General features: G+C 60.5%; 18 protein-coding genes and 2 pseudogenes. 13 read left to right on the forward strand and 7 right to left on the reverse strand.

Going from position 1 to position 25,005, the window contains the following annotated elements; all coding sequences use genetic code 11:
* Nucleotides 1–15: 15 nt before the first annotated feature.
* The 8 genes from CAQUA_RS06170 to CAQUA_RS06205 all read left to right on the forward strand — a co-directional run bounded on the left by CAQUA_RS06170 (nucleotide 16) and on the right by CAQUA_RS06205 (nucleotide 10,229).
* Nucleotides 16–810, forward strand: coding sequence for a hypothetical protein (locus tag CAQUA_RS06170; protein ID WP_196824048.1), 795 nt, complete (start codon nucleotides 16–18; stop codon nucleotides 808–810).
* A gap of 154 nt (nucleotides 811–964) precedes the next feature.
* Nucleotides 965–1,897, forward strand: coding sequence for a YdcF family protein (locus CAQUA_RS06175; protein WP_196824047.1), 933 nt, complete (start codon nucleotides 965–967; stop codon nucleotides 1,895–1,897).
* A gap of 116 nt (nucleotides 1,898–2,013) precedes the next feature.
* The gene (locus CAQUA_RS06180; protein WP_196824046.1) at nucleotides 2,014–2,823 is read left to right on the forward strand and encodes a TetR family transcriptional regulator C-terminal domain-containing protein; all 810 of its coding nucleotides are present in this window, start codon (nucleotides 2,014–2,016) and stop codon (nucleotides 2,821–2,823) included.
* A gap of 2 nt (nucleotides 2,824–2,825) precedes the next feature.
* Nucleotides 2,826–4,376: an ABC transporter substrate-binding protein gene (locus tag CAQUA_RS06185; protein WP_196824045.1), complete on the forward strand. Its 1,551-nt coding sequence runs from the start codon at nucleotides 2,826–2,828 to the stop codon at nucleotides 4,374–4,376.
* Between the two features lie 27 nt (nucleotides 4,377–4,403).
* Entirely contained in the window at nucleotides 4,404–5,327 is a 924-nt protein-coding gene (locus tag CAQUA_RS06190) for an ABC transporter permease (RefSeq protein ID WP_231375365.1), read from the forward strand.
* Nucleotides 5,327–6,556 carry an ABC transporter permease gene (locus tag CAQUA_RS06195; RefSeq protein WP_196824043.1) on the forward strand — a complete coding sequence of 410 codons (1,230 nt, stop codon included), beginning with the start codon at nucleotides 5,327–5,329 and terminating at the stop codon, nucleotides 6,554–6,556. Before CAQUA_RS06190 ends, CAQUA_RS06195 begins: the two co-directional genes overlap by 1 nt.
* Before the next feature lie 3 nt (nucleotides 6,557–6,559).
* Nucleotides 6,560–8,233 carry an ABC transporter ATP-binding protein gene (locus CAQUA_RS06200; RefSeq protein ID WP_196824042.1) on the forward strand — a complete coding sequence of 558 codons (1,674 nt, stop codon included), beginning with the start codon at nucleotides 6,560–6,562 and terminating at the stop codon, nucleotides 8,231–8,233.
* A gap of 145 nt (nucleotides 8,234–8,378) precedes the next feature.
* Entirely contained in the window at nucleotides 8,379–10,229 is a 1,851-nt protein-coding gene (locus CAQUA_RS06205; protein ID WP_196824041.1) for a choline/carnitine O-acyltransferase, read from the forward strand.
* A 93-nt stretch (nucleotides 10,230–10,322) separates the two neighbouring features.
* On the opposite strand, the gene CAQUA_RS06210 is transcribed toward CAQUA_RS06205, so the two are convergent.
* The 6 genes from CAQUA_RS06210 to CAQUA_RS06235 form a co-directional block, all read right to left on the reverse strand.
* Entirely contained in the window at nucleotides 10,323–10,697 is a 375-nt protein-coding gene (locus tag CAQUA_RS06210) for a DUF4259 domain-containing protein (RefSeq protein ID WP_196824040.1), read from the reverse strand.
* Nucleotides 10,698–10,807: 110 nt separating this feature from the next.
* Nucleotides 10,808–11,407 carry a dephospho-CoA kinase gene (coaE, locus tag CAQUA_RS06215; RefSeq protein WP_196824039.1) on the reverse strand — a complete coding sequence of 200 codons (600 nt, stop codon included), beginning with the start codon at nucleotides 11,405–11,407 and terminating at the stop codon, nucleotides 10,808–10,810.
* Nucleotides 11,408–11,528: 121 nt separating this feature from the next.
* Entirely contained in the window at nucleotides 11,529–13,001 is a 1,473-nt protein-coding gene (gene rpsA / locus CAQUA_RS06220) for a 30S ribosomal protein S1 (RefSeq protein ID WP_196824038.1), read from the reverse strand.
* An 898-nt stretch (nucleotides 13,002–13,899) separates the two neighbouring features.
* Nucleotides 13,900–16,629, reverse strand: a complete 2,730-nt coding sequence (gene polA / locus CAQUA_RS06225; protein ID WP_196824037.1) for a DNA polymerase I — start codon at nucleotides 16,627–16,629, stop codon at nucleotides 13,900–13,902.
* 4 nt (nucleotides 16,630–16,633) lie between these two features.
* Nucleotides 16,634–17,515 (reverse strand): EamA family transporter, encoded by an 882-nt coding sequence (locus CAQUA_RS06230; RefSeq protein WP_196824036.1) that lies wholly within the window; start codon nucleotides 17,513–17,515, stop codon nucleotides 16,634–16,636.
* Nucleotides 17,516–18,164: 649 nt separating this feature from the next.
* Complete coding sequence (locus CAQUA_RS06235; RefSeq protein ID WP_196824035.1) at nucleotides 18,165–18,428, reverse strand: hypothetical protein; 264 nt, start codon at nucleotides 18,426–18,428, stop codon at nucleotides 18,165–18,167.
* Nucleotides 18,429–18,456: 28 nt separating this feature from the next.
* Here CAQUA_RS06235 and CAQUA_RS06240 point away from each other — a divergent pair, with 28 nt between their 5' ends.
* From CAQUA_RS06240 to CAQUA_RS11200, 5 genes and pseudogenes are all read left to right on the forward strand, one after another.
* A complete protein-coding gene (locus CAQUA_RS06240) occupies nucleotides 18,457–19,713 on the forward strand; it encodes a sialidase family protein (RefSeq protein ID WP_196824034.1) in 1,257 nt (418 codons plus the stop codon).
* 101 nt (nucleotides 19,714–19,814) lie between these two features.
* Nucleotides 19,815–21,076: pseudogene (locus tag CAQUA_RS06245) on the forward strand (IS3 family transposase); the annotation flags it as partial.
* Between the two features lie 155 nt (nucleotides 21,077–21,231).
* Entirely contained in the window at nucleotides 21,232–22,839 is a 1,608-nt protein-coding gene (gene istA, locus CAQUA_RS06250) for an IS21 family transposase (RefSeq protein WP_196824033.1), read from the forward strand.
* Between the two features lie 14 nt (nucleotides 22,840–22,853).
* Nucleotides 22,854–23,612, forward strand: a complete 759-nt coding sequence (locus CAQUA_RS06255) for an ATP-binding protein (protein ID WP_070839886.1) — start codon at nucleotides 22,854–22,856, stop codon at nucleotides 23,610–23,612.
* Between the two features lie 108 nt (nucleotides 23,613–23,720).
* Nucleotides 23,721–23,807 (forward strand): annotated as a pseudogene (locus CAQUA_RS11200) (IS3 family transposase); the annotation flags it as partial.
* A gap of 105 nt (nucleotides 23,808–23,912) precedes the next feature.
* Here the strand turns inward: CAQUA_RS11200 and CAQUA_RS06260 are convergent.
* Nucleotides 23,913–24,977 carry a CAP domain-containing protein gene (locus CAQUA_RS06260; RefSeq protein WP_196824032.1) on the reverse strand — a complete coding sequence of 355 codons (1,065 nt, stop codon included), beginning with the start codon at nucleotides 24,975–24,977 and terminating at the stop codon, nucleotides 23,913–23,915.
* Nucleotides 24,978–25,005 lie beyond the last annotated feature (28 nt).

The following is a 25,005-nucleotide window of genomic DNA, read 5'->3' on the forward strand; positions in this document are numbered from 1 at the left end:
AGGAAGGAAGTCACAATGCGTAAGTACAGAATTTCTGCGGTCACTGCGGTAGCGCTGTCCACGAGCTTGGTCGTTGCACCGGCGTACGCACAGCGCGATGTGGTTGACCCAATCTCTGATCCCGTCGAGGCAGAGGATCCTCGGGAAACTAGCCCTACCGATACCGTCGCTGCTACCGCGACTGTTCATGCACAGGGGGATCTCTGCTTCGCGGAGGTTAAACCAGAAAACTTTAAGCTAGCCTTCAAATCCCGGCTGGTCAAGGAAGGTTTTGACAATACGAAAGCCGAAAAGTATGCCTCGGACTCGAAGTACCCGGTAGACCCCGACCCAGCAATTACCTCTGCTGCCCGATCGGTGATCGTTGCATTTGCAAAGAAGGAATCTGTTCAGACAGGTCACTGGGAAAATCAGAAGGCAGACATCCAGAAACAGTACAAAGACTATAAGGAACAACTGACGTTTTCTAAAGGCGCCGGCGCGAATCAAGATGCAGAAGCCGCACGACCCGGTACTCCGGAGCAAGCCGATGAGCAGAACGCGAAGCTCCACATACTCAAGTTTGCAGTTGATCTGCACGATCAAGTCGATGCAGACATGAAGAAGTGCGTAAATTCTGCAGCGCAGGGCACACCTTCCACCGGTACGCCGGAGTCGCCTTCCACCGGTACGCCGAGCCAGGGAGAGACGAGTTCCTTACCGAAGAGCGCTCAGATTGCGTTAGGCGTGATTGCTGCGCTGGTAGCTCTGCTTGGGATTGGCGCCTTGCTGCTGCCGCAGATTAAGCACATGCTCCCGTTCAATATCTAAGCCATCATCCAGCAGCCCCCATTTTTGGGGAGACGTTAGCGCAGTACAGTGATGGTTTCTTTGCGCTGACGGAGGTGGCGCGCGCGGTTATTCTGAATCCGTGAAAACTCGTTGTATTGCTTTTGGCCTGTGTGCCTCGCTACTTCTGTCCCCTTTGAGTGCTCCGGTTGCTGGGGCGGAGCCTGCTGCGGCGGAGAGGCAGTCGTCGGCGTACCCGGGGTCCTCCTACATTGAGAACGCGGAGAACTCTAGTTCCCCGTTTAGTTCGGAGTTATTTGCTGGCGGTACTCCGCCCGTAGGATCGTCGGATTTTGTGCCGCATGGATCGAGTGTGATTCCGCCGGACATCTTCCCGGTTGGGGCGTCGGGTCCCACGAAACCGCGGACGGTGGATGACTTCCTTGCAGGTTTTGCAATCCTGTCGGATCTCATTGGGGATGAGTTCTCCAAGGGCAATTGGCTCACCATGATGTCGCCAGCAAAACGGGCTGAGGTCCAGGCTGTGATTGCGCAGCTCAACTCGCCGGTGAAGGCACCGCCGGCGGATGGCGGCGGGCTGATCGTGGTCTTGGGTGGCGGTTTGAACCCGGATGGGACAGTGCCGCCCGCGGTAGAGATGAGGCTCGAGGCGGGACTGAAACTGGCTCAGGATCGTCCCGACGCGCAGATTCTTATGTCGGGTGGGCGCACGCCGTCCGGTCATGTTGAGGCGGAATCCATGAAGGCGTGGTTTGTGGACCACGGCATCAGTGCTGAGCGTGTTATCGCCGAACCACTGAGCTGGTCGACGGTCTCCAACGCGTGGCAGACGAAGCGGATCGCCGACGAGGTTGGTGCGGACTACTCCGGCGGCGTCACGGTTGTTACCAATGACTTCCATCTGCACCGCGGCGTGGTGGATTACACAATCACTTTCGGGCCCGACGTTCCTATTTACGGCGTGGAAGGCGGTTCCCCCATGGAGTGGTCTAAGGACGAGCAGTTGCAGAAGGCCTACCGGGATGCGCTGGTAAGCTACTTCGCGCCGTTCGCGCTGATCGCAGATGGTTTCACAGCTTTCGGACTGAGCAAAGCGCGGCCCTTCTAACCCACCGCGCGTGTACCCCCAGAGGAGGGTATGGTTCCCCCAGAACATACCGCAACAGAATTGAATCTCGTTCAAAACGTTGCGATTCGTTCACAGGTTTCAATAAGCTTGCAAGCATGACTGTCGCAAGCCCCTACCCCGCCGCGCGCGAGGCGATTCGGGCTGCCGGTCTAAAACACCGTGAGGTGGCTGCGCAGATGGGCCTGGACCCATCGAAGCTATCCAAGTCGCTCTCAGGGATTCGCAAGTTCAATTCCCAGGAATGGCAGCGTCTCTCGGAGATCACGGGAGTGACCGTCGATAAGCTGCAAAGCTCTGAAGTTCCGCGCGAGGTTGCGATGAACCGTAAGGACTTTGCGGCGCGGCGGCGAGCGATTGTGGATGCCGCGTGGCCGATGTTTGCGCAGTACGGGTACACCCCCGTCACCATCGCGGACATCGCGCAGGCGACGGGCATGTCCACCGCAGCGGTGCTGTATTACTTCCCCTCAAAAAACGCGATCTTCTTGGCCACGCTTGCCGTGTGCTCCGAAGAAGCAGCCGCACGGCGAACGTTCATCGACGCCATCGATGACCCCGCCGAGCGGCTGTTGGCGTTTGCGGCCGTCGTCCTCGACGGGTCGGATGAATCGAAGCGCGAGTGGGCGACGTGGGCGCAATTCTGGTCCTCCTCCCCTGCTTTTGAAGACGCGAAGCACGCGACCGCGATCGCGTATGACCGGTGGCAAGAGCAGCTGCGCAGCATCGTGAAAGAGGGGTATGAACGTGGTCGTTTTGATACGGCCAATCCGGAAGACATGGTCAACGCGGTCACCGCGATGATCGACGGGCTGGGGGTGCGCCTGCTGGCAGGTGTGCTCACGCCGCAAGCCGCGCACGACGCTGTGACGGCCTACCTGAACACGTGGATTAAGGAGAACATATAGCCATGGTTCAATTGACCCGCCGAGAATTACTCGGCGCAACGGTGGTGGGAGGTGCTGCGACTGCACTCGCGGCATGTGGCTCCTCCGCCCCGGTGAAGGAGATCGACCCTTCGACTCCTCCCCGCAAGGGCGGCCGACTGCGAGTAGGACTCGTTGGTGGTTCCGCGAGCGACAAGCTGGATGCGCACATTCCTTCATCCACCTCGGATGCGGCGCGCGTGATCAACCTCTACGAAACTCTGGTGCGACGCGGTTACGACTACGAGTTGGAAAACCGGCTCGCGGAGTCCTTCGAGCCGAATGAGGACGCCACGGAGTGGACAATTGTGCTGCGCGAGGGGGTGAAATTCTCCGACGGGCGGCCGATTCGACCGCAGGACGTGATCGCAACACTTAAGCGTATCGGCGATCCGGATGACCCCAAGAGTGGTGCGGGCTCGATCGCCCACATCGAGGAAATGGTTCCTGAAGGCGACCGGAAGCTTGTTCTGAAACTAACCCAGCCGGACGCGGAGCTTTACGACGTGTTCTGTGAGTACCAGATGGGAATCGTTCCAGAGGACTATGACCCGGAGAACCCGATCGGTGCCGGCCCGTTCAAGCTGGTTGACTTCACGCCAGGCCGCGCGACGACGTTGGCGCGCAACGAGCACTACTTCCTCGGCCCGGCAAACCTCGACGAAGTGACGATCATTGACTTCCAGCAGGATGACGCAATGCTCAACGCGTTGATGTCCTCCCAGGTCGACGCCATCGGCGCATTGAACCACTCGCTGGTGCGCGGCATTGAGTCGAACCCGCGCCTCAAGGTGGTGAGCTCCGAAACGGGCATGTGGTTGCCGTTCACGATGCGCATCGACGCTGAGCCGTTTGACGACGAGAGGGTGCGCCAAGCATTCCGCGTAGCCGCTGACCGCCCGGGAATGATCCGCCAAGTGTTCTCCGATGAAGGCCAGCTGGGCAACGACATGTTTGCACTGTACGACCCGAACTACCCGCACGAATTTGCACAGCGGGAGCAAAACATCGAAGAGGCCAAGCGTCTTCTGGCTGAAGCGGGTTACCCCGATGGCATCTCGGTCACGCTGGATACTGCGGAGCTGGCCTCCGGCGCGCTGCGCTCCGCGCAGGTCTTCGTCGAGCAGGTCAAGCCCGCCGGCATTGACATCACCATCAACCAGATCGAACTGTCCAGCTACTGGGATGGGTACCTGGAGTACCCATTCAGCCAGACCTTCTACTACACCCGAAACTTCTTTGAGCAGGTCAACCGCTGCGCCACAGCGGACGCACCGTTCAACGAGACTCACTGGGTGGACGAAGACTTTACGAAGCGCCTCATGGAGGCCCGCGCGGTTCTCGACGATTCTGAGCGCGGTAAGAAGATCAAGGAACTGCAAAAGGAGTTCTACGATCGCGGCGGTTACCTGATTTGGGGATTCCCAAACCAGATCGACGCGTACCACCACTACGTCATGGGCGCCCGCCCGCACCCGAGCGGTATCGCGCTGAGCCAGGCATTGTTCTACGACATGTGGATTGCGGAGGCATAAACCATGGGCAAAATGATCATTCGGCGCTTGGCGCTTAGTATCTTCATTCTCTTGGCAGTGTCCATCATCATCTTCTGCGCGACGCTGCTTCTCCCCGGTGATCCCGCTACCGCCATCCTTGGCCAGCAAGCGACACCGGAACGCGTCGAGGCTCTGCGCCGCGACATGGACTTGGATAAGCCCCCGATTGAACGCTACTTCCTGTGGCTTGGCGGCGTTCTGACCGGTGACTTTGGTATCTCTACGACAACGGGCGGCCCGGTTGCTGATCTACTTGGCGGCCCACTGGTGAACTCACTGGTCCTGATGGTCCTGTCCGCGCTCATCGCCGTGCCGCTGGGCATCTTGATTGGTGTCTACGCCGCATGGTGGCGTGGTTTCCGCCGCGACCAGGCGATCACCTGGGTCACCCTGATCCTGGCCGCGATGCCCGAGTTCGTCGTGGGTATTTTGCTGATCACCCTGTTTGCAACGTCGGTCTTCCCGATCCTGCCGTCGGTCACCATGACCCCGGCCGGCACCCCGGTGTGGTCGTACCCAGAGCAGCTCGTTCTACCGACGCTGACGTTGGCGCTCGTCGTTGCACCATACATTGCGCGTATGACCCGCGCGACGATGATCGAAACACTGGACTCCGGCTACGTCGAAATGGCGCGCCTGAAAGGTGTGCCTGAGCGACGCGTTATCTTCCGGCATGCTCTCCCGCACGCCGTCGGCCCGATCGCGCAGGTCGTTGCCATCCAGCTGGCGTGGCTCGCCGGCGGCATCGTGGTCGTTGAGTACCTCTTCCGCTACCCCGGCCTGGGTGTGGCCATGATTGACGCCGTGAACTACCGCGATGTCCTCGTGGTCCAAGCAGTCACCCTGCTCATCGCCGCCGTCTACGTGGTGGTGAACCTGCTCGCCGACGTTGTGAGCATCCTGGCCAACCCGAAGCTAAGGACGAACTAATGGCTAACAACAACACCACCACTAATTCGAACACCCCCGCTTCGGTGAAGGAGACCCAAGCTCTAAACGAAGCACCGCCGCAGGCACAGGCGGCGACAACCCCTGACACCGCCAATGACACCGGCGACACCGCACTGAAGACATCGCACTCTAAACCCAAACCGCTCTACCAGCGCGTGTGGGCGCAGCCTGAGGGCAAGGTCGGCGCGATCCTCACCGGCATCATCCTTCTAATCACGGTGATCGGCTTCCTCTTCGCGGAACAAATCACCGGCTACTCCACAACGGAATTCGTCGGTCTCCCGTTCGTGTCCCAAGGCCTCTTCGGCACCGATCTGCTTGGTCGATCCGTGCTCTCGCGCTTCCTCGCCGGCGGCCTCATCCTGATCGTGACCGCCTTCCTCGCCACCCTGCTCGGCATGGTGGTGGGCACCATCATCGGCATGATCGCCGGTTACGTCGGTGGCCGCACGGACGCGATCATCATGCGCATCAACGACGTCTTCCTGGCGTTCCCGCAGCTGATCTTCGCCATGCTGGCCATCGTGATCTTCGGCGAATCCGCGACCGTTCTGGTTCTAGTCATCGGTTTGACCCACGCACCACGCATCGCCCGCGTTGCCCGCGCCGCGACCCAGTCCGTGACCAACGAAGACTACATCCGCGCCGCGCAAATGTACTCCGTGCCGCACTGGAAGATCCTCAACCGGGAGGTCATGCCCAACATCACCGGCCCACTCGCCGTGGAAGCAGGCCTACGCCTCACCTACTCCATCGGCTCAATCGCATCACTGTCCTTCTTGGGCATGGGTATCCAGCCGCCTACCGCGGACTGGGGCCTGATGATCAACGAAAACCGCATCGCCTTGCCGATCCAACCCTGGGGCGTCGTCCTCCCCGTCATCGCGATCGCCATCCTCACCATCGGCACGAACATGCTTGCCGACGCCACAGCGCGCGCCACCGCCACCACCGCCATGCCCATCAAGCGCACCGGCCCCAAGGCGGAAAGCAACAAACAGCCGAAGACGGAGCCGATCCACAACGTTTCGGGGTCCAAGGACCCCGAAACGAATAAGAGTGGAGCTCCCGAAACGATTGGAAGAGGAGCTCCCGAAACGGATCAGAGTGGAGACCCCGGAACTGGCGGCTCCACGGTGGTGACGCGCACTGTATCTACCAGTGGTAAATCGACAGACGAAGAACCAGAGAAAGAGACAAGGGGTTAAACCATGACTAACAGAACTGATGACCGCCTTGTCCTGCGCGTCCGCGATCTGCGGCTGGCAACCTACGACGGCAATGAGATCCTCCACGGAGTCGACTTCGACCTCTACCGCGGCGAAATCGTTGGCCTGGTGGGTGAATCCGGTTCCGGTAAAACCACCGCTGGTTTGGCCGCGTTGGGTCACTTCCGTACCGGGCTGATGAACACCGACGGTGAGATCACGCTCTACCCGCGCAACGCTGAGAAGATCGATGTGCTGTCCCTCAACGAGGATCAGCTGCGCGACATGCGTGGTGCCCGCGTTGCCTACATCCCGCAGGACCCGGCGCTATCGCTCAACCCCGCCATGCGTGTAGGTGACCAGATCCGTGAGGTTCTAGACATTCACGGCTACGGGAAATCCGCCAGCGAGCGTGCGGACCGCGTCCGCGAAGTGATGCGCGACGTTGACCTGCCGGACACCGATGAGTACCTGGCGCGCTGGCCGCACCAGCTCTCCGGTGGTCAGCAGCAGCGCGTGGGTATCGCAATGGCTTTCGCCATGTACCCGGACGTTCTCATCCTTGACGAGCCGACGACGGGTCTGGACGTGACCACCCAGAACCACGTCCTGCAAACAATCCGCAACATGACGTTGCAAAACGACGTGGCGTCGCTTTACATCACCCACGACCTTGCCGTGGTTGCGGAACTGGCAGACCGCGTCGTGGTCATGCTGCGCGGCGACATCGTCGAAGAAGGCGACTACAGCTCCGTCCTCTACTCCCCGCAGCACCCGTACACCAAGAAGCTGCTCGCAGCCATCCCCGACCTTGAAGGCCGGAAGGATATCGCTGGCAACGACCGCTGGGGAGACACATGGAGCGCCAACAACGTTTCCAGCGCGGACGCAGCGGCGGCACCTGGTGGCGAAAGTGCGTCGTCAAGCAATGCCTTGCTTGAAATCCGTAACCTTGAGATGGCCTATGGCTCCAACAAGGTTCTCCACGGCATCAACCTGGCGCTTGAAGCGGGCGAGTCGACACTGCTGCTCGGCGAGTCTGGCTCCGGTAAGACGACTCTGGCGCGCTCTGTCGCTGGGCTGAACCCGGGGTACACGGGCGACGTGGTTCTCAATGGGCAAGTCCTTGCTCACGGCAGCCGCGAGCGAACCGTGGAACAGCGCCAGGACGTCCAGTACATTTTCCAGTCGCCGTTCAGCTCGCTCAACCCCCGCCGCACCATCGGCGAATCCTTGAGCGTGCCGCTGGAGATGTCCGGCAAGCTCTCGCGCGCGGACCAGCGGAAGCTCGTTGAGGAGACCCTCGAGGCCGTCCAGCTGGACAAGAGCTTCTACGACCGCCGCCCGGGTGATCTGTCGGGTGGTGAGCGTCAGCGCGCCGCGATTGGTCGAGCGCTTGTCAACGCGCCGCACGTTCTGGTGTGCGACGAGGTGACCTCGGCTCTGGACGTGTCGGTGCAAGCATCGATCCTCCAGCTCCTCGCTGAGCTACGGCACGAGCGCGGCCTGTCGCTGCTGTTTGTGACGCACAACATCGCGCTTGCGCGCCACATTGCCACGCGCATCGCGGTCTTGAACAAGGGTGTGATCGTGGACGAAGGAACCGTCGACGAGGTTCTGGAAAACCCGAAGCACGAATACACGCAGCAGCTGCTGGCGAACATTCCTTCGCTGTAGCCGAACCGCCTGGCCAGAGCCCCCGCTTCCCTGCACCGCATGGAGGGGCGGGGGCTTTAGCGCGCTTTGTGCACCAGTGAAATGCACTGCTTTCGCCGGTAGACTCGGGCACGGTAAACCACAAGAAATCAAGGAGGCTTTCGCCGTGTCCAACGCCAAGTTCGCTATCGCCCCTGAGCCCACAACAACTGACCTCAAGCCGCTGCCGGTGCCGGAGCTTGACTCTACGCTTGACGCATATTCCCACGCGCTCACCGCTGTGTTGAGTGGGGAAAAGCTAGAGTCCGCACAGAAAATCGTCGAAGACTTCAGGTCTGGCCAAGGCCCGCAGCTCGACGCAAAGCTGCGTGAGCGCGCGGCCGAGCGCGAGGCGGAGGGCACGAACTGGCTTCACGACGAATGGTATGCGGGCTACCTGACCGTCCGCGAGCCGCTCCCGCTGTCCACGAACGTGGGCTTCCAGCTGGCCCTGGATCCATCGTCTGAGACCACCGGTGTTGACCGCGTGGTTGAGTTCACGCAGCGTGCAGCGGCAATTCACCTTCAGGCCGCGGGCAAGACGCTGCCGGAGGATGTAGACGGCCGCGGCAACCGTATTACGGACAACCAGTGGTTCGTCTACGCCGGCTCTATCCGCCACCCGGAAGCTGACGGTGACTCCATTGTGAAGAACGAGTCTGGCGCCGCCAACCGTGAAATCGGCGTGTTCTTTAACGGCCGTCTTTTTGCCGTTCCGATCAGTGACGCTGAGGGTAACGCGGTCTCCGCTCACGCGATCAAGGCTGCTTTTGAAGCTATCCGTGCCAAGGACAAGAAGGAAAAGACCTCCCCGGTTGACTTCAACGCGCCGTCCCTGCTCGGCTCCGGCGTACTCGCTGATCTGCTCCCCCAGATCCTTGAGCAAGACGGCAACGCCGACGTGTACTCCCGCCTGAGCGATTTCCTGTTCACGATTGAGCTGCTAGACGACGAAGGGGTCTCGGCCACCAAGCGGATCCGCAAGGCGACCTTCTCCCCGCGCGGCGCGTGGGTGTACAAGCCGTTGAGCTACCAAGCCTCGCTGCACGACAAGTGGATCGCGGTACACGTTGAGCACTCCTGCATGGACGGCGCCACTCTGGTGACCTCGGTGCAGCGTCTGCAAAACGTCGAGCTGCCAGCGGCCGACGATTCTGAGGCTGCCACCGAGCAGGCCGCTCCCGAAGAGCTGACATGGACCCTTACCGAGGACCTGGTTTCCGTCATCCGCAAGAAGCTGGCGTCCTTCCAGTCCAAGGCCGAGTCCTTTGACACCCAGATCATCACCGTGCCGAATGAGCAGCCGGCGGAAATGCCGTTCAAGGTCTCCCGCGACGCATCAGCTCAGCTGATCATGTCCATCGCTCAGCAGATGACCTTCGGCCGCGTGCGCGCTGTCTACGAGGCAGTGGACATGCGCGAATTCCGCGCCGGCCGCACCGAGTGCCTGCGCGCCGCAACCCCGGAGGCCGTCACCTTCGCCCGCAAGCTTGTCGACGGCGAGGCGACCCAGGACGACCTCGAAGCCGCAGTGAATGCCCACCGCGGGTGGGTGAAGCGCTGCAAGTCCGGCAACGGCTTTGACCGCCACATCCAGATGCTGGAGACCATCGCGTCCGCTGAGATTGATGCCGCGAACCCAAGCTCCGGCACGACCGAGGGCTCGGATTCTTCCGCCGCCGGCGCTACTGGGTCTGACCACTCCGCGGAGCTGCACCCGTTCTTCACCGACCGCAACGCCACGGCTGCACGCCGCGACTTTTTGTCCACCACCTCCATCGGTGGCGCGCAGCAGGTTGTGCGCTACTGCTTCGCGCAGACCATCCCCGCTGGCTTCGGCATCTCCTACACCCCGCTGCCGGAGGACGGCGAGTACTGCGTCTCCTGGAACAAGGACACCACCGAGAACTCCGTTGAGTTCCGCGAGAACCTGTCCGCGGCGTCCAAGAAGTTCTGGGCGTTCGTCGCGCAGATGTAAAAAGGTGTAAAAAAGGGCGGCTGCGCTCGAGGCTCCTGGCGGGGCCTTGGGCGTAGCCGCTTGCTGGGCGCTTGCTGGGCGCTTGCCGGGGTTCTACGACGCCGCCGGCGTCGCCTTCAGCATGGCGGCGTTGACGGCGCTGAGCCACTGCTCAAGTTCACCGGTGTTTTCCCAGTGCTCGTACAGCGCCGAGCCGTCCGGCTGCAACGCTGCGGCAACTCGTTCGCGCACCCACCACCGGTCATCACCCGTGAACGGGTACGCGACGCGATCTGGGGACAGGCCCTGGGGCACAAAGCCGTTCATGATGGCAGCAACGGCGATAATCGCTTCGAACTGTTCGACCGATAACGCCTTGTCACCGCAATCGAAGCGGAATTGGTCCATGCGGAACGTGCCAGCGGTCAGAGAGTCAATCACCTCTACCGCTGGATCATTATCAAAAGGCCCTACGTCCCACGTTCCCATGGCGTTGAATGTATCCAACGGAAGTTAAATGTTTCTGACGCGACACTAAACACAACCAGACCTTTACTTAACGCTTCGGTGTGATCTGGCACGCAAAATGATATTTTCTGTTAACTTTCCGTCCGGATGCGGGCCACCAAGTCGTTCACCTGCGGCTCAAGCGCGTCCACATCACCGTTGTTATCGATGACAACGTCGGCTGCCGCCCGCCGCTGCTCGTCTGTCGCTTGCTGCGCGATGCGGGCGCGCGCATCAGACTCATCAAGCCCACGGGAAGCCACCAGCCGTCGGACACGTTCTTCCACATCCACATCAACGACGACGACTAGGTCCATCTCCTTATCCAGACCCAGCTCCACCAACAACGGCATGTCGTAGACAACCGCTGCCTGACCCGCGGCGGCGTACTCTGCGAACCTTCGCCGCGATTCCGCCTTAATCGCCGGGTGCGTAATGCCATTCAACTTCGCGGTCGATTCCTTCGTCGAAAAGGCGCGTTGCGCTAAAAGTGCGCGGTTCAACGACCCATCGTCGTCAAGCACATCGCTTCCGAACTCCGCAGCAACCTCATCGAGGACCGGCGAACCTGGCTCCATGATCTCCCGTGCTATGAGGTCAGCGTCGACGACGGGGAACCCTTCATGAGCAAGCAGCTTCGCGACGGTCGATTTTCCACTGCCAATACCACCCGTGAGCCCAATTTTGATCATGAACGCCACGGTAGCAGCAACAGCAAAAGGCCCGCACCCGGCGTTGTCTACGTCATAGCGTAAAAACAACGCTCAAAGTGCGGGCCTTTGTCTAGCCCGTTAGGGCGTGAGCTGTGAAGGCTTAGTTGCCAGCGAGCTTCTCGCGCAGAGCTGCGAGCTGCTCGTCGGAAGCCAGGGAGCCGCCGACCTCTTCCGGAGCCTCGGAAGAAACAGACGGTGCAGCCGCGGAAGACTCAGAGGAGTAGTTCGACGGAGCCTCATCTGCGTTCTCTGCAGCCTCTGCGGCAGCGGCGCGGTCGCGCTCGATCTGTGCGGTGTGGGCGTTGAAGAGACGCTCTGCCTCTGCGTAGCGTGCTTCCCACTCCTGGCGAGCCTCGTCGAAGCCCTCCATCCACTCGTTGGTCTCCGGGTCGAAGCCCTCCGGGAAGATGTAGTTGCCCTGCTCATCGTAGGAGTCAGCCATACCGTAGCGGGACGGATCGAACTCTTCGGTGTAGTCCTCGTCTGCCTGCTTGAGCGACAGGGAGATGCGGCGGCGGTCCAGGTCGATGTCGATGACCTTGACCATGACCTCGGAGCCAACCTCGACGACCTGGTCCGGCACCTCAACGTGGCGCTGAGCCAGCTCGGAAATGTGAACGAGACCCTCGATGCCCTCTTCGACGCGAACGAACGCACCGAACGGAACGAGCTTGGTGACCTTGCCCGGGACGATCTGGCCCACGGCGTGGGTACGGGCGAACACGCGCCACGGATCTTCCTGCGTTGCCTTCAGGGACAGCGAAACGCGCTCGCGGTCCAGATCAACGTCGAGAACCTCAACGGTGACCTCATCGCCGACGGTCACAACCTCGCTCGGGTGATCAATGTGCTTCCAGGACAGCTCGGAAACGTGAACCAGTCCGTCAACGCCGCCGAGGTCAACGAATGCACCGAAGTTGACGATGGAGGACACAACACCCTTGCGGACCTGGCCCTTCTCAAGCTGGTGCAGGAAGTCGGAGCGGACCGCGGACTGGGTCTCCTCCAGGTATGCGCGGCGGGACAGAACCACGTTGTTGCGGTGCTTGTCCAGCTCGATGATCTTTGCCTCGAGCTCCTGGCCAATGTAGGGGTCCAGGTCACGCACGCGACGCATTTCCACCAGCGATGCCGGCAGGAAGCCGCGCAGGCCGATGTCCAAGATCAGGCCGCCCTTGACGACCTCGATGACCGTACCGGTAACCGGCTGGTCGTTGGCCTGCAGCTCCTCGATGGTGCCCCACGCACGCTCGTACTGCGCACGCTTCTTGGACAGCAGGAGGCGGCCTTCCTTGTCCTCCTTGGTCAGGACAAGCGCGTCAATCTCATCGCCGATCTCAACGACCTCATCCGGGTCGACGTCGTGCTTGATGGACAGCTCGCGGGTAGGGATGACGCCTTCGGTCTTGTACCCGATATCGAGGAGAACCTCGTCGTGGTCGACCTTGACGACAGTGCCGGAGACGATATCGCCATCGTTGAAGTACTTGATGGTTGCGTCAATCGCGGCAAGAAAATCCTCAGCGCTGCCGATGTCGTTGATGGCAACCTGGGGGGTAGTAGAAGTGGGCATTAGTAAATGGGCTCCGAATGAACAATGAGGAGATAGCAAAGTGAACAGGAGCGTCTCTCTCAAGCGGGCCACACCCCGGGGATCTTCCCTAGGCCAGCACCCAAGCCAAACCCGGTCCGACTCAAGCCAAACCCAAGCCAGCTCACGCCAGACCCGGACAAACCCAAGCCGGCCCAAACCAAACCTAAGCCAGCTCTAGCCAGCCCCGAAAACACGAGGTCAAGCCCCAAGTCTGCCTGGATCAAAGTCCGTTGATCGATTACCACCACTCGCGGCAACCATGTTCTTGATGCTTTTTACTCGATCTCATCGCAGTATCTCCGTACCCCTCCTCAAAACGGCACAGCTATACGCGCGACAGCGAGACGCGGTGTCTAAAGTACTCCCAACGACCAGCGAACGCAAACTAAACACGCAGGTTGCACCATCAAGAATCCTACTCCGCGCCCCTTCCCGGCCTACGCCCTCTCACATCCTGACGATGGTGACACCCCAACGGCACTGACCCAGACGCGACCTGGGGAAACGCCGCCGCGGGAGCGGCGAGGTGTCAACATCGTCAGGAATCCCGCCGACGGGCTCATTCTGCGAACGCGACGCCGAAGTCTTGGGGGCCAAAGGTCCGGGACTGAGGGCCAAAGGTCCGGGACAAAAGGCGTTACCTGACGATGGTGACACCCCTACGACATTTTTCAAGACGCACCTGGGGAAATGCCGCCGCGGGAACGGTTGGGTGTCAGCATCGTCAGGAATCACGCCGGCGCTGACGATGGTGACACTCCAACGGCATTGACCGAGACGCGACTTGGGGAAATGCCGCCGCGGGACCGGCTCGGTGTCAACATCGTCAGGAATCACGCCGGCGGGCTCGAATGAGGTTGCGCTGACGCTGGTAACTCTAGTGGGCGGCGTCGTCCCAGTTGCGGCCGGTTCCAGCGGAGACTTCTAAGGGGACCCGCAGGCTGATGGCCTGGTCCATTTCGCGTTCGACGATTTCGCGGACGGTATCGAGCTCGCCGGGGGCTACTTCCACCACGAGTTCGTCGTGGACCTGAAGCAAAACGCGGGATTGGAGTGCCCGCTCGGCGGGAGCGGATCGAAGAGCTTCCTCGACGCGGATCATTGCCACCTTGATGATGTCGGCGGCGCTGCCCTGGATGGGAGCGTTGAGGGCAGCGCGCTCAGCGTTTTCGCGGGCGACCTTGTTGTCAGAGGTCAGTTCTGGCAGGTAGCGGCGGCGGCCGAAGACGGTGGAAGTGTAGCCATCGCGGCGAGCTTGCTCGACTACTTCATCGAGGTATCGCTTCACACCGCCGAAGCGCTGGAAGTAGCTTTCCATGATCACCTTCGCTTCGCCCGGCGGGATGGACAGCTGGTTGGACAGGCCAAACGCGGACAAGCCGTAGACCAGTCCGTAGGACATGGCTTTCACGCGGCGTCGCAGCTCAGGAGTCACGGCATCAATCGGGACATCAAAGACGCGGGAGCCCACGAAGTTGTGCAAATCCTCGCCTTCGCGGTAGGCCTCAATCAACCCGGCGTCCTCACTCAAGTGCGCCATGACGCGCATTTCAATCTGCGAATAGTCGGCGGTCAGCAGGCATTCGTAGCCAGAACCCACCACGAACGCGGAGCGGATCTTCCGCCCAGCCTCAGTACGCACGGGGATGTTCTGCAGGTTCGGCTCGGTGGAACTCAACCGCCCAGTCGATGCCACGGTCTGGTTAAACGTCGTGTGAATCCGACCGTCAGATTGCACTGTTTTAATCAGTCCCTCAAGCGTGGACTTCATCTTCTGATACTCGCGGTGCGCCAGCAGCTCATCGAGGAACGGGTGCGGGTTCTTCGCAGCTAGCGCTTCGATTTCCTTCGCAGCTGTGGAGTAACCCGTCTTGGTCTTCTTCGTCTTAGGCAGCTCCAGCTTGTCAAAAAGCACCGTTGATAATTGCTTTGGGGAGGACAGGTTCAGCGAAGGTTCGTCGACAAGCGATCGTGCCCTTTCCTCCGCCTGCGTGACCTTGTCCACGAAGTCCCGCAGTTGTTCCTCCAGCACATCGATGTCCACACCGATACCCGCGTGCTCCATTCCTGCGAGGATTTCCACCAGCGGAAGCTCCAGATCCGCGTAGAGCTCATAGGAATCAATCGCGCGCAACTCGCCCGCCAACGCCGCTGACAACTCCAAAATCGCGGCCGCTGAATCCGCCAGGGAGGTGTCCCCCAGCAAACTCATCTGCTCGCCCGCCGACGCCAGCTGCTTATGCAGGTGCCGCTGGTACACATCGGCCAGCTCATAGGTCCGCTGGCCGGGCCGCAAAAGGTACGCGGCAATCATCGTGTCGTGCGCAATGCCGCGCAGCGTCAACCCGCGCCCTTGCAGCATGTGCCACGTAGCCTTCGCCCCATGGAGGTACTTCGGAGAATCCGATTCAATCCACCGCACAAGCGCGGCGTCCTCCCGCGGGCTCAAGTTCGCAAGCTCAACGCTCACGCCGTGCCATTGCTTATCGACGATCGCAAGCGCCGACGCATCCCCCCTAAACGGCGCACCGGTGCCAAGCACATACAGGGCCAAACCTTGCCCCTCCCTGGCTTCTAACCACTCGTGCAGCGGGGCGTCATCGACGACGAGCTCGCGTTCATCCTCCCCGCCTTCTGTTGAAGCACCGTCGCCCATCGTTCCGGTGGTGGGGACGGCGGCGAGCACACGCTCGCGGAGGTTGACCCCAAATTCCAGATCGTCGAATGCCTGTGCAACCTCGCTGACATCGGCGGCCTTCAATTCCAAGTCGTTGATCCCGACCGGCAAGTCCACGTCAGTGACCATCTGAGTGAGCTCGCGGTTGAGCCGAACCTGGTCCACGCGCTCACGCAGGGCGTCACCGGTCTTTCCCTTAATCTCGTCCGCGCGGGATAGCAGGGTTTCAAGGTCGCCGTACTCCACGATCCACTTAGCCGCAGTCTTCTCCCCCACGCCCGGAATCTTGGGCAAGTTATCCGATGGGTCCCCACGCAGGGCCGCAAAATCCGGGTACTGAGCAGGGCTCATGCCGTACTTCGCCTGGACCTCCTCCGGCGTAAACCGGGTCAGCGTGGACACACCGCGCGTGGGATAAAGCACCGTAGTGTTCTCATCCACAAGCTGGATGTAGTCCCGGTCCCCGGTGACGATCACGACCTCCCACGGTGCGGCGTCATTCGACGCCGCACCGACACCATCTGACGCCGCACCGACATCACCCGACGCCGCACCGGCCTTAGCCTCTGCAACGAGGGTCGCCAGCACATCATCGGCCTCGTAGTTCTCTTTGCTCAAGGTGGTCACGCCCAAATCCCCCAGGACGTCCTGGATGATGGGCACCTGGCCTTTGAACGCTTCCGGGGCCGCCTCGCGCTGCGCCTTGTACTCCGGGAACATGTCCGTGCGGAACGTCTTGCGTCCCACGTCAAACGCCACGGCCAGGTGCGTCGGCTGCTCCTCGGCCACGACGTTGGCAAACATCGAAAGGAACCCATACACCGCGTTGGTGTGCTGGCCCCCGGAGGTTGAGAAATTCTCCGCCGGCAACGCGTAGAAGGCCCGGAATGCCATCGAGTGGCCGTCGATAAGCAACAAGCGTTTGGTCATGCCGCTAGTCTATCGGTGGCTCGGACACATCCTCAGATTCCGCTGACCAGACCAGCAACGCACCCGCGGACGCCACCACAACGATGCCCGCAACCGCCGCGGCCGTGAGATCCTGGCCGAGCGCGAGTTTGCCAATGATCGCGCTCATCGCCGGGTCAATCGCAAAAAGCGTGCCGACGACGCGTGCCGACGTCATCTTCGCCGCCAACGTGTCCGCGCCAAACGTGATCACGACTCCCAGCACAGCGGACGCAGCAAGCAACACCGCCGCGCGCACGTCCAGGCCCCCGCTGACCACGACCGGCGCACTCCACGGACTAGTGAACACCGCTGCCACTGCGATAGACAGCGCCAAACCATCCGCCCCGGAGTTGCCCACGAGCGGCGCGAACAGCGTGTACACCCCGAACGCGACCGCCGCGCACACGGCGAAGGCATACCCCGCGGCGTCAAAGAAACCAGCCGGCCCCGCGGACAACAGCGCCACCCCGGCGAGCGCCAACAGCGCGCACGCAGCCTCACGCCACCGCCGCGACTGCACCAACGCCACCGCGCACGGACCCAGAAATTCAATCGTACTGGCGATGCCCAAAGGAATCCTCTCAATAGCGTGGTAGAGCGCCCCATTCATTACCGCCATCGCCGCGCCGTAGACAACAATGCCCAGCCACTCCCCCCGCGACCTGCCGCGCACGCGCGGGCGGACCAGGACCAACAAGATGAGCGCGGCGAACATCATGCGCATTGCACTGACCGGCTGTGAACCGTACGTAGCAAACAGCGTTGACGCGATCGCATTCGACGTGTGCAGCGCAACCGACCCGACGAGCACCAACAGCGCCGCGCGCGCCACCGCGCTCTGGGATTCCTCAGACCTAGTGATCACCGCATAGACGGTAGCGCGATCCGGAGATTCAGCAGAATCCTCAAAACAGCCCCCTCAGCACATTCGCGTGGTTACAGGGTCGCACGAGGGGCCGGGCTCGGCTGGGCTGGGCCGGGCAGGGCCGGGCTGGGCCGGTCACGAAAACCGCGATTCGCGAAATTCGTCTTTGTTGATGTCACACCATAATGTTGCAACCCCGTGAACTGGGCTTATATCGCGATCCAACTAAAGTTGGTGCAAAATTTCGCGAATCGCCTCCGCGCGACGCCTCCGCGCGGAGCTTCCGGGCCTCGCGTTCGCGCATCGACTGCGCGCCCCACTCCGGCGTCGCGTTTGAGCCCCGCGTTCGGGGCTCCTTGGCGGATGGCTTGAACCAACCCCGCGCTCAGCGGGCAGGAACCTGTGACTGGATGTAGTGTAAGCCGGGAAAACGTATCGCTCGGGATTGATTGATCCTGAAATGAGAGGAGATCGGCGTGAACTGGCAGCAGAATCTGCGGCGCAGCTTCCAGAATCAAACCTTTTGGGGTGATAGCGCACGGATGATCGAGACCTTCGGCGGCCTAATTGTGGGTATCGCCCTGGCCATCGTGACTTCCGTCGGTATCTACTTCGGTGTGACAAAAGGCGTGGAGGGCAGCAGCGGGAATCAAAGCCCAAGGACGACCTCGACGGTCACCGTAACGGCTTCACCCACCACTGCAAAGAAGCCAACGCCGACGTCAACGACTTCCACGAAGCCGACGTCGACCACGTCCACGGCCCCTGCGCCGTCCACGACGACCTCAGTGACCACGACTTCGAAGACGACGACGTCTAAGACCACGACCTCTAAGACCTCGGCGACCACTACGTCGAAGACCACTACGTCAAAGACCACGACCACGAGCGCACCGAAAACCACGTCGACCACTCCGGCGACGAGCCAGACAACGACGTCCGTGAACTCAACGACACAGACGACCTCGGCGGCTCCGACGACCTCGACCACCTCGGCGGCATCGTCGACAAGCACCAGCACATCGACAAGCACCAGCACGTCGACGAGCTCCCCGACTTCCGTTCCGGCGCCGTACGCACTGAACCTGGCTGAGCCGAAGCAGTTCGGCTTCAACTGCCACCGCATTCCTGCTCTGACCACTGCGCCGAACGGTGATCTGCTGGCCGCGTGGGATGGCCGCCCAGATGACTGCCGCGACGCCCCGCAGCCGAACACGATTCTGCAGCGCCGCTCGACCGATGGTGGTCGTACGTGGGGTGAGCCGACGGTCGTCGCAAAGGCATTCCCGGGATCAGGATTGCTGAAGCGCGACAAGTACGGTTACTCCGACCCTTCCTACGTTGTGGATGAGGAAAAGGGCGACATCTACCTGTTCTTCGTCAAGTCTTACGACGTGACCTTCCAGGCAGCGAAGCACGGCACGGACCCGGACAAGCGCGACACTATCCACGCGGCTGTTGTGAAGTCCTCGGATAACGGCAAGACCTGGTCAGAGCCACGCATCATCACCAAAGACATCACCTCTGAGCCGAACTCCTGGCGCTCCCGCTTTGCAACCTCCGGCGAGGGCATCCAGCTGAAGTACGGTGAGCACAAGGGCCGTCTCATCCAGCCGTACGTGATTGCGGATACGAGCCAACCCACCGTGGGCATGCCTCGTAACAACCAGTACCGCGCGGTCATGGTCTACTCCGACGACCACGGGCAGACGTGGAAAGCTGGACGCGCGTTTGGCAACAGCATGGATGAGAACAAGGTCGTTGAACTTTCTGACGGCACCGTGATGAACAACTCCCGCCGAAGCGATACGGATACGGGACGCAAGATCGCCTACTCCAAGGATGGCGGCGTCACGTTCGGCCCGGTGAGCAACTTTGACAAGAACGTTCTTCCGGACCCCCGCAACAACGCCTCCATCATCCGCGCTTACCCGGATGCGCCGCAGGGTTCCGACGAGGCCAAGGTGCTGATCTTCAGCAACGCAGCAAGTAACAGCAGCCGTTCGGTCGGAACGGTGCGCATTTCCTACGACGACGGAAAGACCTGGTCAGACGGCCGCCGTTTCCAGATCGGCCCTATGGGTTACTCGTCGCTGACCAAGATCGACGACAAGCACTACGGTCTGTTCTTCGAAACCACCGTCGGCACGATGCGCTTCATGCGCTTCCACATCGATTGGCTCGAAGCTAACGCATAACGCGCCGCGCAGTACCACGCGAGCCCCGTTGCACCCTGTGTGAACTGCTCCCCATTAGTTGGACTGAGAAATCAGTTACCGACTAATGGGGAGCAGTTCCTTTGAGAGCACGTAGTTCGCTCAGTGAAGTTCAGCGTGAACAGTTAGTGGAGCTTTTCGAGCAGGGGATGGGTTGCCAGGCCGCTGCCATTGCTCTTGGTGTCTCCAGATACGCCGCCCGTATGCTCTATCGTCGGTTTACGCTGCATGGCAAGCTATGTCTTGTGGAGAAACCGACTAAGCAGCAGTATTCGTTCGACTTCAAGAAGGAAATTGTCCAACGCCACCTTGCTGGTGAGACAGCGATGGATCTTGCGCGTGAATTTGGCCTGTCATCAGAACAGCTGGTCAGCGGGTGGTCGTGGAAATGGCGTAAAGGTGGCGATGAGGCGCTAAAACCGAAGCCGAAGGGTAGGCCCAAAGGCTCGGTCGCATCGAAGCCGCTGTCGGAGGAAGAGAAGCTGCGCCGCCAGATCGCACGGTTGGAAGCGGAAAACGCCTACTTAAAAAAATTGCGGGACTTGAGGAACCAGGGACGCGCCTGAAAGTCCAGGCGATTGTCATCCTCAAGTCACAACATCGTCTGCAATACCTTTTGGATGCGGCGGGCATGGCGAGATCGACGTTCTTCTACCACCAGAAACGCCTGCGCGAGCCGGATAAGCACGCTGCGCTCAAAGACGCGATCCGGGAAAGCTTCGAGCGTAACAAGCATCGCTATGGCTACCGACGAGTGCTCCTTGACCTGCGCAACCAGGGCTGGGTGGTCAACCACAAGCTCGTCTACAAGCTCATGTGCGAGATGGGGCTTCGAGCCAAGGTCCGCCAGCGCAGGCCATATGTTTCCTACAACGGGACGATCAGCCACATTGCCGCCAACACACTTGACCGCAAGTTCACCCCAGATAAGCCAAATGCCGTCTTTGTCAGCGACGTCACCGAGTTCAGGGTCGCAGGCCGCAAGGTCTATCTGTCACCGGTGATGGACCTGTTCGACCGTTCAATCGTTGCCCACACCGTGGCTACATCGCCGTCGACAGCGTTTACCGCCGCTTCTTTATCCAAGGCAATCGCGGCGTGTGCACCTGAACCCGGGTGGATGATGCACACCGATCAAGGCTTCCAGTACCAGCATTCCTCGTGGCGTGACCTGATCGGCGATAACGGTGGTGTTCAGTCGATGTCGCGTAAAGCCAACTGCTACGACAACGCGGTGATGGAGAACTTCTTCGGCCACCTGAAAGCCGAGATGTACCACGGGGAAGTCTTCGACACCGTCGCAGAGTTCAACCAGGCGATCGACGAGTACATCCAGTGGTACAACTGTCGATTCGGGGTAGTTGGTACCGCGAGTCCGCGTAGTTGGTACCGGTGTTCCACGTACTCGGTACTGCAAGGGGTTTTCTTTCATAGTTGATGTTGGCGACACCACAATCCGGTGGTGTCGCGTCAACATCTACTTGGAAGGAGCCGGTCCTTGTGGCCAACTTCAAACAGATCATCGCGATGTGCCTTGACGGTGCAAGCTATGCGCAGATCACACACGCATTGGGATGTTCACGGCGAGAAGTATCCCGCGCAAAGAAAGTCATCGCTGATGAGGCACTAACGCCAGAGCGTTTCCGCCAACTCCCACCGGGATGGTTCGATGAACGATTCAGCGACGGCCGGAGTAAGCGGACGATGTCCTACGACCAGCCTGATTTTCAAGCCCTTGCACGCAAGCTCCAAAGCAAAAAGCACGTGACCAGGCATAAGCTGTGGATGGACTACTTGTCGCAGCCGTGTCCGACGGACAAGACAAAGTACCAGTACTCCCAGTTTTGCAGTGGGCTCAATGAATTTCTCCGTGCTCATGATCTTGTCGAAGTCGTCACCCATGAGCCGGGGCAAGAGCTTTACGTCGACTGGGCTGGCGACAAAGTGCCGGTGGTGGATCAGGCCAGTGGTGATACCGCATTCAAGGCGTCACTGTTTATCGCGGTATGCCCGTACTCAGGACTGATGTACGTCACTGCTGCTGCGAATGAGAAGATGCCGGCTTGGATTGAGTGCCACGTCAAAGCGTTGAACTATCTTGGCAAATTACCGGCGGTCATCGTGCCGGATAATGCCTCTACGGCGACCTACCGGCCGAGGAAGCATTCAGGCTACCGGATGGTCACTGACCGCTACGCAGCGTTTGCCGACTATTACGGGGTCACGATTGTGCCGACAAGACCTGGCAGGCCACGCGACAAAGCGGCAGTAGAACGTGCTGTGAAAATCGCCTACGCCAAAATACTCGGGTATTTCAGCGACGAGGTCTTCTACAATCTCGATGAACTCAATGAGGCAATCGCTGACCGGCTTGCCGATATCAACAGCGCAATGACACGGGCTGATGGCACAACACGGCGCATGCGCTTTGAGCAAGAAGAAGCATCAGTGATGCGCGATCTGCCGCCGACACCGTTTACGGAAGTGTCATACAAGCGGCTCAAAGTCGACCGTAATTGGCACATCACCTGTGACTACCAGTACTACTCTGTGCCATTTCAGCTGGTAGGAGAGGCAGTGACGGTCAGGCTCACCCCGCAACTGGTGAGCATCTTCAACGGCGATCAACTAGTTGCTGAACACACACGCCTTCACGGATTCAAATACCGGTACTCCACTGATCCCAACCATGGGCCAAGCAGCGATGACGAAGGCCACAAGGCGCTCACCCGCGACGAACTCTTGGCTTGGGCCTCGTCGTTCGGTTCTGCAACGCACACAGTCATAGCGATGATCCTCGATCGTAATAGTGCCGCCGTCCCCCGCGGACTTCTCCAAGCTCGCAACGTGCTGGCCAACCTGGGCAAAAAGCACAGCAAAACCACCCTCGAGCCGGCGTGCCAGCAGGTCTTAGAAAAGAAGCTGGCTCCAACTATGGCTGTGATCAAGCGCATCCAGACTGACATTGCGCACGCTCAGCAGCACCCTGCTGCACCAGGGCGAAGGACACAGCCCGCGACGAAGAACCAACAACGCCCAGGCGCCCCGCTTACCAGCGACGCAGCTGACGCCGTCTTCATCCGGCCTGCTGACCACTACGAAAACTAGAAGGAGCGTGAACCATGAGCAACATCAATGACGAAACAGTACGGGCAAAAATGCGAAAGCTTCGCGTATCGACCTTCGCTGATGTCTTCTACGAGATTGTCAACGACGAGGCCTACGCGGATGCGCTACCAGAGGACATCTTCCTCGCAGCAGTCGAAGAGGCCTACACACAGCGGCAACAACGCAACATCGCCAAAGCCATCACCCAGGCACAATTCCGATACCCGGACGCGAGCCTTGCTGAAGTCACCCGAGCAGAACAACGCGGCATCAACATGCGCCAACTGAAACGAATCGCGGCGACCAACTGGCGGGAAAATCCGACCAACATTCACATCCTCGCGCCGACCGGAACAGGGAAAACATACATAGTCTGCGCCATCGGCGTCGCCGCATGTCAAGCCGGATACTCCGTGGCCTACTACCGGCTAGACCAACTCGTAGACATGTTGGCGGTCTTCTCACCGACTGACCAGAACTACCTCGATAAGATGCGGAAACTGATCAATGTCGATGTCCTTATCATCGACGATTTTATGACCATGAGCATCAACCAGCGCGGGCAAGAAGACCTGAGCAAGATCATATTCGACCGCGACGGTCGGCTCCCAACACTGATCTCCTCCCAATCGGCCGCCGCCTACTGGGTCGAAGCCCTCCCCGACAGAGTCGGAGCCGATTCACTCGTTAGCCGCCTCAACAACGGCCACCGAATCCGCATCGGAGACTTCGACATGCGCAAGGCCACCACCCCAATAGAACCGGACGAATAAAGCAAACAGCCGGGCCGACTCCGTCGGCCCGGCCCCCGGTACCAACTACCCGGAACCCGGCAGTACCGGGTCTCCGGAACACCGGTACCAAAAACCCGCATCTGACAGTACAACACCGAACGCATCCAACAACGACTCAAGGGCCTGACCCCGATGCAATATCGAAATCAGACCCTTGAAGCCCTAACCGCCTAGAATTAAACCAGTCCAACTTTCGGGGGCTAGTTCAGTGTGCAGCGGGGTTTACACATTCGAGCATGTGCTTAACGACGCTTTTTTGCCCGCCCGGTCCTTATAGCGTCAGCCGATAAACGGCAGACGGATTCCCAACTGTTGCACGATCACCACTGCGAGCAGCACCACCACCGCAGCAGTAGACAGCCCCACCGCGACTTTCTCAGGGATGCCGAGCTTCGATGACAGCGCGTCGATAAGCACGGCTGTGTCTTCAAAATCAGCGGGGCTCGTGCCCCAACCGGGCGCCGCCGGACCAGGGGCACCGCCCGGATTGTGCGGTGCCGGCGCAGTCCCGCCGAGCAAAGGGCGGCTGATCCGCTCGTCGGAACGCACCGGGCGCCCTTCACTGCGGTCCAGTGGCCAGCCTTCTAAAACATCGCTTTTGGACGTCCAGAGCACCCGGTTCTTTCGCCCCGGATCGCTCGGAGCCCTCCAGCCGCCGAGGCCGAGGGTGTTCAAGGCGCCGCCGGGAAGGTAGGTGCGGTCGAAGGAACGCGACAGCGAATCCCACGCCCTGTCGCCCCGGTGGCCGCCGCCACCCACGCCCTGCAGCCACAACTCGGGATGGGAGAAAACCGTCGTGCCAAACACACTCTCCTTGTCCACAACGATACCCACGGCCATAGCCATGTGCTTTTGGTCCAGCATCGTGTCATTGTGCGTACGGGGGGACGTCCGCCAGGTCTCAAACATGTCGATCGCCATCTGCGCCCATTCCGCGTCCGTAAGACGCGACGCCGGTTTGCGGCCCGGCGTGGTAAACGCCGCGATATTTTCCCCAGACAAGCCCCCGTTGCCGCTGTCAGGGCTGTGTCCGAAGCCATCGTAGCGCGTGGGGCTGGAGTAGTGGGCCATCTGTCGGCTCCAGTTCTCCGCCTGGTCCGCCAGCTCTACGTGCACTAGGAGCGGGTGCAGGCCGTGGCGCACGCGGTAGAGGTTGATCATCTCTTCCACCGCTTGGGCGACGACGCGCTGTTTATCTGTGACGGACAAACCCGCCATGTTCGGCGCAGCGATCGCCTGCGCCACAAAGCTTTCCGACGGCCCTACCGCCGACGCAGCCGTCACAGCCAACGCTCCCGACATTGCCAGCGCCATCACCCGACGCGAAACAGAAAACCGACTCATGAGTCTGATGTTACGACAGAGCGCTTGA

Source organism: Corynebacterium aquatimens, from assembly GCF_030408395.1.
In the GTDB taxonomy this organism is placed as follows: domain Bacteria; phylum Actinomycetota; class Actinomycetes; order Mycobacteriales; family Mycobacteriaceae; genus Corynebacterium; species Corynebacterium aquatimens.

Bases quoted from the DNA above. Each gene is read 5' to 3' on its own strand.
- CAQUA_RS06170 (WP_196824048.1), top strand. From the start codon at position 16: ATGCGTAAGTACAGAATTTCTGCGGTCACTGCGGTAGCGCTGTCCACG.
- CAQUA_RS06180 (WP_196824046.1), top strand. From the start codon at position 2,014: ATGACTGTCGCAAGCCCCTACCCCGCCGCGCGCGAGGCGATTCGGGCT.
- CAQUA_RS06185 (WP_196824045.1), top strand. From the start codon at position 2,826: ATGGTTCAATTGACCCGCCGAGAATTACTCGGCGCAACGGTGGTGGGA.
- CAQUA_RS06195 (WP_196824043.1), top strand. From the start codon at position 5,327: ATGGCTAACAACAACACCACCACTAATTCGAACACCCCCGCTTCGGTG.
- CAQUA_RS06200 (WP_196824042.1), top strand. From the start codon at position 6,560: ATGACTAACAGAACTGATGACCGCCTTGTCCTGCGCGTCCGCGATCTG.
- CAQUA_RS06210 (WP_196824040.1), bottom strand. From the start codon at position 10,697: ATGGGAACGTGGGACGTAGGGCCTTTTGATAATGATCCAGCGGTAGAG.
- coaE (WP_196824039.1), bottom strand. From the start codon at position 11,407: ATGATCAAAATTGGGCTCACGGGTGGTATTGGCAGTGGAAAATCGACC.
- rpsA (WP_196824038.1), bottom strand. From the start codon at position 13,001: ATGCCCACTTCTACTACCCCCCAGGTTGCCATCAACGACATCGGCAGC.
- polA (WP_196824037.1), bottom strand. From the start codon at position 16,629: ATGACCAAACGCTTGTTGCTTATCGACGGCCACTCGATGGCATTCCGG.
- CAQUA_RS06255 (WP_070839886.1), top strand. From the start codon at position 22,854: ATGAGCAACATCAATGACGAAACAGTACGGGCAAAAATGCGAAAGCTT.
- CAQUA_RS06260 (WP_196824032.1), bottom strand. From the start codon at position 24,977: ATGAGTCGGTTTTCTGTTTCGCGTCGGGTGATGGCGCTGGCAATGTCG.